This window comes from Isoptericola sp. b408 (genome assembly GCF_030588085.1).
GTDB lineage: Bacteria > Actinomycetota > Actinomycetes > Actinomycetales > Cellulomonadaceae > Isoptericola > Isoptericola sediminis.
Genome location: NZ_JAUQYQ010000003.1, coordinates 309059 through 323789 on the forward strand (window position 1 = coordinate 309059; position 14731 = coordinate 323789).

Annotated in this window: 15 protein-coding genes; 5 read left to right on the top strand and 10 right to left on the bottom strand. The window is 73.3% G+C overall.

Annotation, left to right across the window (positions count from 1 at the left end):
* Window positions 1–34: 34 nt before the first annotated feature.
* The 7 genes from rdgB to Q6347_RS10055 form a co-directional block, all read right to left on the bottom strand.
* On the bottom strand, window positions 35–697 hold the full coding sequence (gene rdgB / locus Q6347_RS10025) for an RdgB/HAM1 family non-canonical purine NTP pyrophosphatase (RefSeq protein ID WP_304607269.1): 663 nt from the start codon (window positions 695–697) through the stop codon (window positions 35–37).
* A 1-nt stretch (window position 698) separates the two neighbouring features.
* Window positions 699–1436, bottom strand: coding sequence for a ribonuclease PH (rph, locus tag Q6347_RS10030; protein WP_304603538.1), 738 nt, complete (start codon window positions 1434–1436; stop codon window positions 699–701).
* 45 nt (window positions 1437–1481) lie between these two features.
* Window positions 1482–2273 carry a LytTR family DNA-binding domain-containing protein gene (locus Q6347_RS10035; protein ID WP_304603539.1) on the bottom strand — a complete coding sequence of 264 codons (792 nt, stop codon included), beginning with the start codon at window positions 2271–2273 and terminating at the stop codon, window positions 1482–1484.
* A gap of 5 nt (window positions 2274–2278) precedes the next feature.
* Window positions 2279–3613, bottom strand: a complete 1335-nt coding sequence (locus Q6347_RS10040) for a histidine kinase (protein ID WP_304607270.1) — start codon at window positions 3611–3613, stop codon at window positions 2279–2281.
* Entirely contained in the window at window positions 3600–5294 is a 1695-nt protein-coding gene (locus Q6347_RS10045) for a cation acetate symporter (protein ID WP_304607271.1), read from the bottom strand. Before Q6347_RS10045 ends, Q6347_RS10040 begins: the two co-directional genes overlap by 14 nt.
* Window positions 5291–5620, bottom strand: a complete 330-nt coding sequence (locus Q6347_RS10050) for a hypothetical protein (protein ID WP_171247525.1) — start codon at window positions 5618–5620, stop codon at window positions 5291–5293. The genes Q6347_RS10045 and Q6347_RS10050 overlap by 4 nt, the downstream gene beginning before the upstream one ends.
* A gap of 62 nt (window positions 5621–5682) precedes the next feature.
* Window positions 5683–6144 carry a hypothetical protein gene (locus Q6347_RS10055; RefSeq protein WP_246246648.1) on the bottom strand — a complete coding sequence of 154 codons (462 nt, stop codon included), beginning with the start codon at window positions 6142–6144 and terminating at the stop codon, window positions 5683–5685.
* A 275-nt stretch (window positions 6145–6419) separates the two neighbouring features.
* Between Q6347_RS10055 and Q6347_RS10060 the strand changes: the two genes are divergently transcribed.
* The 3 genes from Q6347_RS10060 (at window position 6420) to Q6347_RS10070 (ending at window position 9112) form a co-directional block, all read left to right on the top strand.
* On the top strand, window positions 6420–6743 hold the full coding sequence (locus tag Q6347_RS10060) for a DUF4212 domain-containing protein (RefSeq protein WP_171247526.1): 324 nt from the start codon (window positions 6420–6422) through the stop codon (window positions 6741–6743).
* Window positions 6740–8416: a sodium:solute symporter family protein gene (locus Q6347_RS10065; protein WP_304603542.1), complete on the top strand. Its 1677-nt coding sequence runs from the start codon at window positions 6740–6742 to the stop codon at window positions 8414–8416. Before Q6347_RS10060 ends, Q6347_RS10065 begins: the two co-directional genes overlap by 4 nt.
* Before the next feature lie 183 nt (window positions 8417–8599).
* The gene (locus Q6347_RS10070; RefSeq protein ID WP_304607272.1) at window positions 8600–9112 is read left to right on the top strand and encodes a DUF1697 domain-containing protein; all 513 of its coding nucleotides are present in this window, start codon (window positions 8600–8602) and stop codon (window positions 9110–9112) included.
* A 76-nt stretch (window positions 9113–9188) separates the two neighbouring features.
* Here Q6347_RS10070 and Q6347_RS10075 read toward each other — a convergent pair whose 3' ends face one another.
* Window positions 9189–10826 (bottom strand): ABC transporter permease, encoded by a 1638-nt coding sequence (locus Q6347_RS10075; protein ID WP_304607273.1) that lies wholly within the window; start codon window positions 10824–10826, stop codon window positions 9189–9191.
* Window positions 10823–11767: an ABC transporter ATP-binding protein gene (locus tag Q6347_RS10080; protein ID WP_304607275.1), complete on the bottom strand. Its 945-nt coding sequence runs from the start codon at window positions 11765–11767 to the stop codon at window positions 10823–10825. Before Q6347_RS10080 ends, Q6347_RS10075 begins: the two co-directional genes overlap by 4 nt.
* 149 nt (window positions 11768–11916) lie before the next feature.
* Here Q6347_RS10080 and Q6347_RS10085 point away from each other — a divergent pair, with 149 nt between their 5' ends.
* On the top strand, window positions 11917–13542 hold the full coding sequence (locus Q6347_RS10085) for an ABC-F family ATP-binding cassette domain-containing protein (RefSeq protein WP_304607277.1): 1626 nt from the start codon (window positions 11917–11919) through the stop codon (window positions 13540–13542).
* 27 nt (window positions 13543–13569) lie between these two features.
* Here the strand turns inward: Q6347_RS10085 and Q6347_RS10090 are convergent, their stop codons facing one another.
* Window positions 13570–14139 carry an NUDIX hydrolase family protein gene (locus tag Q6347_RS10090; protein WP_171247531.1) on the bottom strand — a complete coding sequence of 190 codons (570 nt, stop codon included), beginning with the start codon at window positions 14137–14139 and terminating at the stop codon, window positions 13570–13572.
* 144 nt (window positions 14140–14283) lie between these two features.
* On the opposite strand from Q6347_RS10090, the gene trxA reads away from it, so the two are divergent.
* Window positions 14284–14661: a thioredoxin gene (gene trxA, locus Q6347_RS10095; protein WP_171247532.1), complete on the top strand. Its 378-nt coding sequence runs from the start codon at window positions 14284–14286 to the stop codon at window positions 14659–14661.
* The last annotated feature ends 70 nt before the right edge of the window (window positions 14662–14731 follow it).

The window sequence follows — 14731 nt, forward strand, 5'->3', positions numbered from 1 at the left end:
ATTTCATGCCCACAGCGACGGGCGACCGGCGGGGTCAGGGGCGCAGCGCGGCGGCGATCGCCGGGGCCAGGGAGCGCAACGCCTTGCCGCGATGGGAGATCGCGTTCTTCTCGGCGGCGCTCAGCTCCGCCGAGGTGCGCCTGCCAGGGGCGCCGTCCGGGCCGGCCGGCTGCTCGACCGGCACGAGGATCGGGTCGTACCCGAACCCGCCCGTGCCGCGCGGGGAGCGCACCAGCACCCCGGGCATCTCGCCCATCGCGACCTCCTCGCGGCCGTCGGGGGTCACCAGGGCGGCCGCGCAGACGAACGCCGCCGCACGGTGCTCGTCGCGCACGTCGCCGAGCTGACCGAGCAGCAGCTCCAGGTTCGCCGCGTCGTCACCATGGCGGCCCGCCCAGCGGGCCGAGAAGATCCCCGGGGCTCCGCCGAGCACGTCGACGCTGAGCCCGGAGTCGTCCGCGACGGCGGGCAGCCCCGTCGCGGACGCCAGGGCGCGCGCCTTGATCAGCGCGTTCTCGGCGAAGGTCACGCCGTCCTCGACCGGCTCAGGGGCGTCCAGGTCCCCGGCGGTGACGACCGCGTCGTCGGGCAGGTCGGCCAGCCCGGGCTCGGCGTGCAGGATCGCCAGCAGCTCGACGAGCTTCTTGCGGTTGTGCGTGGCCAGCACCAGCCGGGCCGACGCCGGGGCGCCGGCCACCTCAGGCGCCCTCGGCCAGCGCCGCCTGCTGGGCGGCGGTGAGCTCGGTGGTGCCCGCCACCGCGAGGTCGAGCAGCGCGTCCAGCTCGTCCCGACGGAAGGGGACGCCCTCCGCGGTGCCCTGGACCTCGACGAAGGCGCCGTCACCGGTGGTGACGACGTTCATGTCCGTCTCGGCGCGCACGTCCTCGACGTAGGGCAGGTCCAGCATCGGGGTGCCGTCGATGATGCCGACGCTCACGGCGGCCACGGACCCGGTCAGGACCGTCTTGCCGCCCGGGGTGATGACGCCGTGCCGGGTGCCCCACTCCACGGCGTCGGCGAGCGCCACGTACGCGCCGGTGATCGCGGCGGTGCGGGTGCCGCCGTCGGCCTGCAGCACGTCGCAGTCCAGCACGATCGTGTTCTCGCCCAGCGCCGAGACGTCGACGACGGCGCGCAGCGCGCGGCCGATGAGACGGGAGATCTCGTGCGTGCGGCCGCCGATCTTGCCCTTGACGGACTCGCGCGGGCTGCGCTCGTTGGTCGCGCGCGGCAGCATCGCGTACTCGGCCGTCACCCAACCCTCGCCGGAACCCTTCTTCCAGCGGGGAACGCCCGCGGTCAGCGACGCGGTGCACAGCACGCGGGTCTTGCCGAACTCGATGAGCACCGAGCCCTCGGCGTTCTCGCTCCAGTGGCGGGTGATCGTCACCGGGCGGAGCTGGTCAGGGGTACGGCCGTCTGCACGCGTGGTCATGGCCCTCACCCTAACGGGGCGGGCCGGGCACCCGTCGGGCCCGCGTCACATGCCGAACCGTCGCCGCAGCTCGCGGGCGTGACGCCGCGAGACCTCGACCCGGGACCGCTGCCGGTCGTCCATGACGACCACGAGAGAGCCCTGGAAGTCCGGGACGAGCTCGCGCACGTGGTCGAGGTTGACCAGGTAGGACCGGTGGGCCCGGAAGAAGTGCCCGCGCAGGCGTCGCTCCAGCTCGTTGAGCGACATCGTGACCAGCAGCCGCTCGTCGGCGAGCTTGAGGTAGGAGTACCCGCGGGCCGCGCTGGCGTACACGATCGAGGCACCGTCGACCAGGACGGTGCGGCCGTCACGCTGCACGGGGATGCGCACGAGGGTGTCGGCCTCGCCGCCCGACGGCGGGCGCGGACCGGGCGGCGGGCTCGTCGCGCTGTCGTCGCCCCGGTCGGCGGCCGGCTCCGCGGTGCCTCCGCCGTCGGTGCGCAGGGCGCGCTCCAGGGCACGCTGCAGCCGGTCGGCGTCGAACGGCTTGAGCAGGTAGTCCACGGCCGCGAGGTCGAAGGCGTCCACGGCGTGGTCCGGGTACGCGGTGGTGAAGATGACCTTGGGCGGGCGGGGACGGTCCCGCAGGGCGGCGGCGACGTCGAGCCCGGAGCCGCCGGGCATCCGCACGTCCAGCAGCACGAGGTCGTAGTCGAGGGAGCCCAGCAGCAGCAGGGCCTCCTCGCCGTTGGTGGCCTCACCGACGACCTGGACCTGGCCGACCTCCTCGAGCAGGTAGCGCAGCTCGGCCCGGGCGGGGGCCTCGTCGTCCACGATCAGCGCCTTCGGTCGCACGGGCGTCACCTTAGCGGGATCCGCAGGTCGACGGTCGTGCCCTTGCCCGGCCGCGAGGCGACGTCGAACGAGTACCGGTCCCCGAACAACGCGTCGAGGCGCTGGGAGATGTTCCACATGCCCACCCCGGAGTGGTGCGCGCCCGACGCCGCGGGGTCGGGTCGCCGGCCGGCCAGGAGACGTTCCAGCGTCTCCGGCGGCATGCCGACGCCGTCGTCGCTGACCCGGATCGAGGTCGTGCGGGTCAGCGGGTCCACGCGCGCCCGCAGGTGCACCGTGCCGCCCGAGACGGAGTCGGCGATCCCGTGCTTGACGGCGTTCTCGACCAGCGGCTGGATGACCAGCACCGGCACGCGCGAGGTCAGCACCTGCGGGTCGATGTCGTAGCGCACCCGCAGCCGGTCGCCGAACCGCGCCTGCTCCAGCGACACGTAGGTGCGCACGAAGAAGTACTCCTGGCTGAACTCCGCGAAGTGCCCGTCCTGGCGGACGGCGTAGCGGAAGAAGTCGCTCAGCCGCAGCAGGAGCTGACGGGCCTCGTCCGGGTCCGTGCGGGACTTGGAGGCGATGGTGTTGAGGATGTTGAACAAGAAGTGCGGGTTGATCTGCGCCCGCAGGGCGTCGAGCTGGGCGTCGGAGGCGAGGTGGCGCTCGCGGTCCATCTCGGCCAGCTCCAGGTGCAGCGACAGCATGGAGGCCATGTCGTCCACGAGCACCCGCGGGGCCGGCTCGTCCTGGGTGCGGTAGACCTTCAGGGTGCCGACGATCCGGTCGGCGACCGCCAGCGGGGCGACCACGGCGGTGCGCAGGGGGCAGCCGGGCTCGGGGCAGCCGATGCCTTCGCGGGCGTGCACGACGACGGTGCGGCCCTTGCCGAGCGCGAGCCGGGAGACGCGGGTCTGCATCGCCTGGCCGACCTTGTGGTGGTCGCTGCCCGGGCCGACGAACGCGAGCACCTGCTCGGTGTCGGTGATGGCGATCGAGTCCCCGCCGAGCAGCGGCCGGATGAGCTGGGCGGTGCGCCGGGCCGCGTCCCGGGTCAGCCCGTTGCGCAGCGGGACGGACCGGCCCGCCGCGGCGATCGTCAGACCGTCGCGCAGGCCGCGGGGGTCCTGCGGCCGGGCCCCCGGGCGCCAGGCCCGCGTGCGGGTGCCGGACCCGGACCGCGGCCCGCGCAGGGCCGACGGGTAGCCCAGGACGACGACGGTGCTCACCACGAGACCGGCGACCATCGTCGCGAGCACGCCGAGCGGGGGCGTGACCAGCACCTGGGTGACCAGGTACACCAGCCCCCAGGCCGCCACGAGCACCGCCGCCAGCAGCCAGCTACCGCCGCGCACGTCGCACCTCCCGGCGCCGTCGGCGCGACTCGGCGAGGACGAGCCGGGCCAGCGCCTGCGTGTGCCGGTCGGCTGCCGTGCCGTGCATGATCAGCCACGACCGCTCGACGTCGGGCGGCGGCGCGGTGGACCGGGAGACGACGACGGTCACCACGGTGGTCAGCGGTGCGGCCAGCAGGGTCGGGGCGAGCAGCAGGTCGGGCCACGGGGAGCCGTCGGCGACCGTCCCGGCGGTCAGCATCGCGATCACGACCACGACGCCGGTGGTCATCCCGGCGACGGCGCCGACCGCCGTGGTGCGGCGCCACCAGATCGACAGCAGGAACACGGGGGTCAGCGCGGAGCCGGCCACCGCGAACGCCCACGTGACCATCGTGGCCACGATCGAGGGGGTCGAGGCGGCGAAGGCCTCGGGCCGCAGCACCAGCCCGATCCCGGCCGCCGTGCCGGCGGTCACCAGGGTGGTGATGCGCCCGGCGCGCACGGCCTGCCGCTGGGTGGCGCGGGGGTTGAGGTGGCGTTCGTAGACGTCGTGGCCCCAGGACGCGGCCGCGGCGAGCAGCAGACCGGCGATGGTCGACAGCACCGCGATGAGGGCACCGGCCGCGACGACGCCGAGCCCCGCGTCGCCGCCGTAGATCCGGCCCAGCACCGGCAGCGCGTGCTCGGGGACCGTCAGCACGCCGTCCACGGTGAGCTCGTCGAGCCACGGGTTGTCGGCCACGGCGCCAGGGACGATCTCGCGGGCCGCGGTGCCCAGCATGACCGCCACGGCGTAGAACACCCCGGCCAGGCACAGCACCCACACGGTGGTGGTGCGGGCGGCGCTGCCGGTGGGGGAGGTGAAGTACCGGTTCATCACGTGCGGCAGCCCGGCGGTGCCCATCGCGAGCGTGACCATGAGCGCGATCTGGCCCAGCACGTCGTAGCGGGCACCCGGTTCGCCGAACACCGCGGGTTCGCCCGGGTGCAGGGCGTTGGGCTCCGTGGCCAGCCCGCCGTCCGGCGCCGGGTTCCCCAGCGGCGCCGTGGAGATCTGCTCCACGGCGTCGCCGTAGTGGAAGCCCTCGCCGATCACGGTCGCGGCGAGCCACAGCAGCGCCCCGAGCAGCAGCAGGAACTGCACCGCCTGCGTCCACGTGGTGCCCCGCATGCCCCCGAACGAGACGAGGGCGGCCACCACCGCCGTGGACACCACGATGCCGGTGGCGTACGGGCTCAGCCCGGCCACGCCCTGACCGACCAGCAGCTCCCAGGTGATGCCGGACCCGACCGTCTGCGGGACCAGGTAGGACAGGATCACGAGCTGGACCACGCCGACCGCGACGAGCCGCACCCGCTCCGAGCCGAGCCGCCGGCCGAGGAAGTCCGGGATGGAGAACTCGCCGAACCGGCGCAGCGGGGCGGCGACGAACAGCAGCACCGGGACGAACCCGGCGGCGAAGCCCACGGCGTACCAGGCGCCGTCCAGGCCCGTGGCGTACACCGCGGCGGCCACGCCCAGGAACGACGCGGCGGAGAAGTAGTCGCCGCAGATCGCCCACGCGTTCGTCGCCACGCCCACGCGCTGCCCGGCGAGGTAGAAGTCGACGGTCGACGTCCCGCGAGGGCGCATCACCAGCGCGACCACCGACACGAGGGCCAGGACGACGGTCAGCGTCAGACCGCTGGCCAGCGTCACCGGGCGTCCTCCTCGTCCACGGTGTCGTCCGCGGGCTGGGCGGCCTCGCCCAGCATCCGGTGCTCCACGGCCGAGGACAGCCGGGCGGCCGCGATCCCCAGCACGGCGAAGAAGCCGTACAGCCCGAAGGCGGCGACGAGGAAGCCCGGGCTCATGCCGCCGACGAGGCGTGCCTGCGACCACCAGTCGAGGGTCAGCGTCAGCACCGGGAAGGCCGCGACGCCGAGCAGGAACACGACGAAGTAGCCGACGGCGACGCGTCGCAGGGTGCGGAAGGTCGCATCCACCTCGGCGGGCGTGTCCCGCGTGCCGACGTCGTCGTCCATGACCGAGCACTGTACGGAGCGCCGGGCCGGCGGGGAAGAGCCGGACGGGGCGCCCCGCCGGGTCATGACGCGGCGACGGCGGGGGAGCGCAGCACCCGGACACCCGTGGCGAGCAGCACGACGGCACCACCGGCCGCCATGACCAGGCCGATGCCGGGCATGGCCTGGCCCCAGGAGTCCGTGGCCGCGCTGACCTCGCCGAGCCGCACGAGCTGCCAGCCCACCACGAAGGCCACGGAGGTGCCGGCGACGAGGCTGTGGGAGATCGCGACCCAGCGGCGCGGGATCACCGCGCCGGCCACGGCGACGAACCCTGCGCACAGCGTCCACAGCCCGGGGCCGGCGGTGCCGCTCAGGGTGCCGACCGGGGTGATGACCCAGGGCAGGAGGCTGCCGACGATCACGGCGAGCGCCCCGAGCAGCATGCCCAGACTGCCCGGGTGGAAGACCCGGGTCCGTCGGGCCGGCGTGCGTCCGCCGGCGCGCAGCAGGTTGCCCAGGGAGGTGCTCGTCGTCGAGGCCATGGGTCCGACTGTAGGTCCCGGACGGCGGGAGGGAGCCCGGGAGTCGGTGAGCGGCACGGTTCGTCCCGCGGGCGGTCGGTCGGGCCGCCCGAGCGGTGCGGTCGCGCGGGGGCGACCGGTGGGCGCCGTCTGCCGACCGTTCGCGGGACGGACCCTGCCGCCGGGGTGTGAAGGTCTTGTGACCGCGGTCACCGCTGCGCTTCGCTCGGGTGCGTACGAGGACGGACGTGCCCCGGACGACGACGTCCGGGGGAACGCGACGAAGGGAGCGTCCGATGGTCGACACCGAGCGAGGCAGCTCGCCGGATCCCGGGCCACCGCCCGACAACGGGTGGCGCCAGGAGTACTGGAAGAAGAACCTGCGGCTGATGATCGTGCTGCTCAGCATCTGGTTCCTGGTCTCGTTCGTGTGCGGGATCCTGTTCATCGAGCAGCTCAACACGATCGAGGTCTTCGGCTTCCCCCTGGGGCTGTGGTTCGCCCAGCAGGGCTCGATCTACACGTTCATCGTCCTGATCCTCGTGTACACGCTGCGCATGGACAGGCTCGACGACGAGTACGGCGTGGCCGAGCGTGACGAGGAGGGCCGGCGGCTGTGAGCGACATCCAGATCTGGACCCTCGTCTTCGTGGGTCTGTCCTTCGGGACCTACCTGACCATCGCGTGGCGCAGCCGCGTCCGCGAGACCAAGGGCTTCTACGTCGCGGGCCAGGGCATCCCCGCCGTGGCGAACGGTGCCGCCGTCGCCGCCGACTGGATGTCCGCGGCGTCGTTCATCTCCATGGCGGGCCTCATCGCCTTCCTGGGGTCGGACGGTTCCGTCTACCTCATGGGCTGGACGGGCGGCTACGTGCTGCTGGCGCTGCTGCTCGCCCCGTACCTGCGCAAGTGGGGCAAGTTCACCGTCCCCGAGTTCGTCGGCGACCGGTACTCGGAGTACGTACGGCTCATCGCGGCGGTGGCCGCGATCATCGTGTCCTTCACCTACGTGGTGGGTCAGATGCGCGGCGGCGGCATCGTGTTCAGCCGGTTCCTCAACCTCACGATCGAGGGCGGCGTGGCCGTGGCCGCGGGCGTCATCTTCCTGTACGCGGTGCTGGGCGGGATGAAGGGCATCACCTGGACCCAGGTCGCCCAGTACACGGTGATGATCGTCGCCTACCTCATCCCGGCGTGGACGATCGCGCAGAAGATGACCGGCTTCCCGGTGCCGCAGGTGACGTTCGGGCAGATCCTCGACGAGCTGAACGCGCTGAGCCAGGAGTTCGGCCTCGAGCAGTACACCGAGGCGTTCGCCGTGCGGCCCCAGCTCGACGTGTTCCTGGTGACCCTGTCGCTGATGATCGGCACCGCGGGTCTGCCGCACGTCATCATCCGCTTCTACACCACGAAGTCGGTGCGCGGTGCCCGGTTCAGCGCGCTGTGGGCGTTGGTGTTCATCGGCCTGCTGTACACCACGGCCCCGGCCGTGGGGGCGTTCACCAAGCTGAACCTCATGCAGTCGGTGAACGGGGTGGCGGTGGACGCCCTGCCGGCCTGGGTGAACAACTGGGCCGCCACGGGGCTGGTGACCGTCTCCGACTCCGCGTCGACGATCACGACGTTGAGCAACGACCCCGCCTCGGGGGCGGACCTCGTCGTCAACAACGACATCCTGGTGCTGGCCACCCCGGAGATCGCCGGGCTGCCGGCACCGATCGTCGGGCTGGTCGCGGCCGGTGGCCTGGCCGCCGCGATGTCGACGGCGGCCGGTCTGCTGCTCGTCATCTCCTCCTCGGTGTCGCACGACCTGTACTTCCGGGTCGTGAAGAAGCCGACGTCGGACTCGCGCCGCCTGCTCGTGGGGCGGATCGCGATGGGTGCCGCGGTGCTGGTGGCGATCTACGGCGGCATCAACCCGCCGGCGTACGTGGCCCAGGTGGTCGCCTTCGCCTTCGGGCTGGCGGCGTCGACGTTCTTCCCGATCCTCGTGCTGGGGATCTTCTGGAAGCGCGCCAACGCCGTCGGGGCGGCGTCCGGCATGATCTCCGGCCTGGCGTTCACCGGGGCGTACATGATCTACACCCTCGAGGTGTTCGGGACGTCGTCGCACGAGTTCCTGTTCGGCATCTCGCCGGAGGGCATCGGCGCGCTGGGCGCGCTGGTGAACGTGGTCGTCACGGTCGTCGTCTCGCAGCTGACGACGCCACCGACGGAGCACGTGCAGGAGATGGTCGAGGAGCTGCGGTACCCGGCGCGCCGGGTGACGTCCCCCGTGGCGGAGACCGAGTAGTGGTGCACGGGATGACGTCCCCTCGCGCGGTCGCGCTCACGGGCGCTGCGCGCCCTCCGCTTCCGGTCTGACGACCGCGCGAGGGGACGTCGTCCCCGTGCTCGACGTCCGGGCCCGGACCCCGCGTGGGGTCCGGGCCCGGACGCGTCGGGTCAGAGCGGACCGCTCAGGCAGGATGGGTGCGTGCACGTGGCCTTCTTCCGGAATCTCAACCAGGGTCAGCGTTCGCAGCCCACGACGGCCGACCTGCGGGCGGTCTTCGCCGAGGCCGGCGCCGCCGTGGCCGAGCCGTACCGGTCGAACGGCACGGTGGTCTTCGCGGGCGACGACCCCGACGCCGTGGTGGACGACGTCCTGACCGCGCTGGCCGTGCGCACCTCCTATCACGACCTGGTCCTGGTGCGGCCCCTCGCGTTCCTCGAGCAGGTCGTGGACCGGCACGCCGGACCGGACGCTCACCGCTGCGAGCTGACGCTGTTCCCGGGCACCACGGTGATCGCCGACGACGTCCTGGCCCACGAGGCGGGACGCCGCCGGTGCGCGGTCGTCGACCGCGGACCGGGCTGGGCGGTCGTGCAGAACGACCGCGACCGGCAGAGCAACGGGACACCGGCCCTGGAGGCGGCCGGGGCCCGGCGCGCCACGTCGCGCGGTGTGCCGACCCTGGCCGGGCTCGTGGAGCGGTTCGGCGGCTGACCCCGGGACGCGGCGTCCAGGTCAGCGTCGCGCGGACGGGCGGATCGTGGCGCCGCCGGAACCTCGGCGCGGGCGGTCACCGGGCCAGGTCCCGCCGGCGGAAGCCGACGAACCCGACGAGGAGGAACCCCACGGTGACCAGGCTGATCCAGGCCAGCCCCGTGAGGTCGACGTCCGCGGCGCTGACGTCCGGGACGTGCCAGAAGGGGCTGATGCCGAGCACCCAGTCGTCGAGGCCGAACGTCGGGCCGAGCAGGGTGAGGAGGAACGAGACGAGGACGCCGACCCAGGCGACGAGGGCGACGGCCGGCCGGGCGCCGACGACGGCGACGGACACCGCGACGACCGTCCAGACGGCGGGCACGGTGGCCACGGCCTGGCGCAGGACGTCGCCGACGCCGACGCCGATGTCGGCGGTGCCGGCGAGCCATCCGATGACCGCCCCCGCGACCAGGACGTACAGACTCGACGCCCCCAGGGCGAGGAGCACGTGACGTGCGTAGTAGCGGGTCCGTGAGACGGCGGTGGCCAGGATCGGCTCGACGCGGTCGACGGTCTCCTCGCTGCGGACCTTGAGCATGATCTGCACACCGGGGACGGCGGCGATGATGCCGACCAGGCTGAGGATCGTGACGACGAACGCCGAGGTGAGCTCGTCGGGGCTCGTGGCGCCGGCGGCGAGGATCTGCTGCACGGCCGGGTCCGCGCCGAAGATGTCCGTGATCGAGGTGGCGAGGTAGCCGAAGACGACGCCGAGCATGAGGGACGCCAGGGCCCAGGTGACGAGGGGGCCGCGGTTGAGCCGCACGGCCAGGCGCCAGGCCGTGGTGTCCTTCCCGCGGGCCGGGCCGGGGCCGGGGGTGATCGTGCCCTGGCCGAAGTCGCGACGGGCCTGGAGGGTGAACGCGACGGCGAGCAGCACCAGGGTCAGGGCGACGGCGAGCGCCAGCGGCCACCAGGTGTTCCCGCTGGCGGGACGCGTCTCGGTCATCCACGACAGGGGATTGACCCAGGAGGTCCACCCCGGGGCGTCGACGGAGTAGGCGAAACCGCGCAGCACGAACAGCACCCCGAGGGTGCCCACGGCCATCGAGCTGGCGGTGCGGGCGTCGGCACCGAGCTGGGCCGTCACCGCGGCGACGCCGGTGAACATCCAGCCGGTCGCGGTGAAGGTGGCACCCAGCAGCAGCGTGGCCTCCCACCCGCCGCCGCACAGCACGGTGACCAGAGCGGCGACCACGCCCAGCACGAGGGAGCCGATCAACGCCATCGCGGCGCCCGTCAGCAGCCGGCTGCCGCGCCCCAGCACGCCGGACGCGAGCAGCTCGGCCTGGCCGGAGTCCTCCTGGGCCCGGGTGGCCCGGATCACCGCGAAGATCGCACCGAGGGCAGACAGGAAGCCGCCGAGGGCCAGGGCGCGCCAGGCGTTGAAACCGTCCGCGGTGGACAGGTCGTAGGCCGGGCCGAAGATCAGGCCGAGAGCGGGGTTGGACCCCACCGCGGCCGCCAGACCCTCACGGCTCTGCTGGGTGGGGAACACCCAGGGGTAGACCAGCACCGACGAGGCGGACAAGAGGGTGGCGATCGCGATCCACGGGGCGAGCAGCCGCCCGTCGTGCCGCAGCGACGTGCGCAGCAGCGGAGCGGTGCCGGTCAGGTGGCCGCCCCGGGGCTGTGCGTGCGCCGGGTGATGGGCCGTGGCCGTCGTGCTCACGGTGCGGTCCCGGTCTCGCCGCTGGTCGTCGTCCCGGTCGGGGCGGACGCCTGCTCGTCCTCGTACAGGCGCAGGAACAGGCTCTCGAGCGACGGCGGCTCGACGGTGAGCGAGACCAGACCGTAGTCGGTGAGCAAGGTCATCGCCTCGCCGATCCGGGTGGACTCCACCGTCGCCGTGAGTCGGTCGCCGTCCAGGTGGACGTCGTGCAGCGAGGACAGCTCGTCGATCGCGGGAGCCCGTTCGAGCACCGCGCGCACGGTCGTGCGCACGTCACCGCGCAGCCCCTTGAGGGTGCCGGTCTGCACGATCCGTCCCTCGCGGATGATGCTGAGCCGGTCGGCCAGCGTCTCGACCTCGGCCATGATGTGGCTGGACAGCAGCACGGTCGCCCCGCGCTGCCCGGCCTCGCCGATGACCTCCTGGAACACGGCCTCCATCAACGGGTCCAGGCCGCTGGTGGGTTCGTCGAGGATCAGCAGCTCGACGTCCGACGCCAGGGCCGCGACGATCGCGACCTTCTGCCGGTTGCCCTTCGAGTACTGCCGGCCCCGCTTGGTCGGGTCCAGCTCGAACCGCTCGACCAGGTCGGCGCGCCGCGTCTCGTCCAGGCCGCCCCGCATCGAGCCGAGCAGGTCGATCGCCTCACCGCCGGTCATGCCCGGCCACAGCGACACGTCGCCGGGCACGTAGGCGAGGCGGCGGTGCAGCGCGACGACGTCCGACCACGGGTCCTGCCCCAGCATCCGGACGGTGCCGCCGTCCGCCTTCAGCAGGCCCAGCAGCACCCGGATCGTCGTGGACTTCCCGGCCCCGTTCGGGCCCAGGAAACCGTGCACCTGGCCCCGCTCCACCTGCAGGTCCAGTCCCCGCAGCGCCGGGAACCTGCCGTAGGACTTGGTCAGTCCGACGACCTCGATCACCGGGTCCGATCCGCTCATGTGCTGGGTCCTCTCGGGTGCCTGCCGCCGGACACGGCGGCCTGACCACAGCACACTCCATCACCGGGACACTCGCATCGCCGACCTGCGAGCGGTCGCCGGGCCGCCCAGCGGTCGGGTGCCCACGTCGACGTGCCTAGGCTGGTCCGGTGCAGCTCGTCGCGTCCGACCTCTCCTACGCCTACCCGGAGCACCTCGTGCTCCGGGGCGTGGACCTGCGCGTCTCCGACGGCGTGCGCCTGGGCGTCGTGGGGGAGAACGGGTCCGGCAAGTCCACGCTGCTGCACCTGCTCGCCGGCACCCTGCCGCTCCAGGGCGGACGACTCCAGCGGCACGGGTCGGTGGCGCTGGTGACCCAGGAGCTCACGGAGGCGGCGGGCCGCACCGTCGGCGACCTCGTCGCCGGCACCCTCGCCGACCTGCGGGCGCTCGCCACCGACCTGCAGCGGGCCGCCGAGGCCTTCGACCACGACCGTGGCGACCTGCGCGCGCTGGGGGAGCTGCTGGGCCGGGTCGAGCACCTCGCGGCGTGGGACGCCGACCGCCGCGTCGACGAGGCGCTGACCCGGCTGGGTGCCGTCCGCGACCACGCCCGCCGGCTCGACACGCTGTCGGTCGGGCAGCGCTACCGCGTACGGCTGGCGTGCCGGCTCGCCGAACGGGCCGACCTGCTGCTGCTGGACGAGCCCACCAACCACCTCGACGACTCCGGCGTCGACTACCTGACCGAGCAGCTGCGGACGTGGCGCGGCGGCGTCGTCCTGGTCACGCACGACCGGCAGCTGCTGGACGACGTCGTGACCGCCGTCTACGACCTCGACCCCTCGATGGACGGCCGGCCCGTGCTGTACGGGCAGCCCGGCTACCACGCCTACCGGTTCGGCAAGGCGCAGATGCTCGCCCGCTGGCAGCAGCGCTACCGGGCGGAGCAGGAACGCGCCGCCACGCTGTGGTTCCGCCGGGACAGGTCCTACGAGGGGCTCTCCGACGAGTGGCGCCCGCCCAAGGGTTCCCAGAAGCACCGCCGCGGGACGCGAGCCCGCATCCACGTCAAGGCGGCCGACCGCCTCGTGGAGAAGCTGGAGGCCGAGGCGCTCGACGTCCCGCCCCCGCCGCTGGAGCTGGCCTTCCCGGACCTGCCGGCGATGTCGCCGGGCTGGGACCCCGGCGACCCGCTGGTCGAGCTGCGCTCGCCCCGGGTCGTGGCCCCGGACGGCGGCCTGATGCTCGACCTGCCCGGGACGCGGCTGGCGATCCCGCCGTCGGGCCGGCTCCTCGTCGTGGGGCCCAACGGCACGGGCAAGTCCACCGTGCTGTCGGCGCTGACCGGGACGGGCACGCTGGCCCGCGGTACCCGCACGCTGCGGCCGGGGGTGCGTCTCGGCACCGTCGCGCAGGAGGGGCGGGTGCCCGACGGCGCGCGGAGCGGCTTCGACACCTACGCGGCCGAGGCGCTGACGCTCCTGGACCGCGGCGAGCTCGACCCGGACCACGTGGTGCCCGTCGCGGCGCTGGGGCTGCTCACGGAGGACGAGCTGGACCGGCCGGTGACCGAGCTCAGCGTGGGACAGCAGCGCCGTCTGGACCTGGCGCTGGCGCTGCTGCACGCCCCGCACCTGCTCGTGCTCGACGAGCCCACGAACCACCTGTCCGTCGACCTGGTCGACGCCCTGACGCCGGCGCTGCAGCGCACCCCGGCGGCCGTCGTCGTGGCCACCCACGACCGGCGGATGCGCGCGGACCTGGCCGGCTGGCCGGTCCTCGACCTCGGCTGACGGCGGGCCGCCCGCTCCCGGGCCGGGTCAGTCGAGACGTCCGACGTGCGCCATCGCCTGGCGCACCAGGGTGCCCTGGCCGTTGACCATCTCGGCCTGCACGGTGTCGCTGCACGCCTCCTCGGGCGTGAGCCAGGCGAGGTCCAGGGCGTTCTGCTGGGGTCGGCAGTCCCCGGTGACGGGCACGACGTAGGCCAGTGAGATGGCGTGCTGGCGGGGGTCGTGGAACGGGGTGATCCCGGGGGTGGGGAAGTACTCGGCGACCGTGAACGGCTGCGGCGAGGCCGGCACGCGCGGCAGCGCGACGGGCCCGAGGTCCTTCTCGATGTGTCGCAGCAGGGCGTCGCGCACCCGCTCGTGGTACAGCACCCGTCCGGTGACCAGAGCGCGGGTCATGTTGCCCAGCGGGCTGGCGCGCAGCAGCAGCCCGACGGCCACGACGTCTCCCGAGTCGTCGACGCGTACCGGGACGGCGTCGACGTACACCAGGGGCAGCTGCGCGCGCACGGCGGCGAGGTCCTCGGGCGTCAGCCAGCCGGTGGGGGCGGACTCGGGCCCGTTGTCGTCGTCCGGCGGGAACTCGGCGGTGTCGGTCACCCCTCGTTTCTACCAGTCGCGCGGTGGCTGGGGCCTGCGCAGGTGTGATCTGCTGGTCGGAGGCCGGACGCGACGGGCCGGGAATACCCAGTGGGGTTTTATTGCTCGCACCCGTAGCAGCACATCCCAACGAGAGGACTTCGCATGGCCACCGTCGAGCTCACCGACTCCACCTTCGAGCAGGCGATCAAGGACAACGACATCGTGCTGGTCGACTTCTGGGCCTCCTGGTGCGGCCCGTGCCGCCAGTTCGCGCCCGTCTACGAGGCGTCGAGCGAGGAGCACCCGGACGTCGTGCACGGCAAGCTCGACACCGAGGCTCAGCAGCAGATCGCCGCTGCCGCCGGCATCAGCGCCATCCCGACCCTGATGGCGTTCCGCGAGGGCATCATGGTCTTCAACCAGGCCGGTGCGCTTCCCGCGCCCGCCCTCAAGCAGGTCGTCGACGCGGTCAAGGACCTGGACATGGACGACGTCCGCGCCCAGATCGCCGCCGCGGAGAACGGTCAGCAGCAGAACTGAGACCACCGCACGACGAACGGCCGCCCCGGGACAGGTCCCGGGGCGGCCGTTCGTCGTCTCAGCGCAGTGG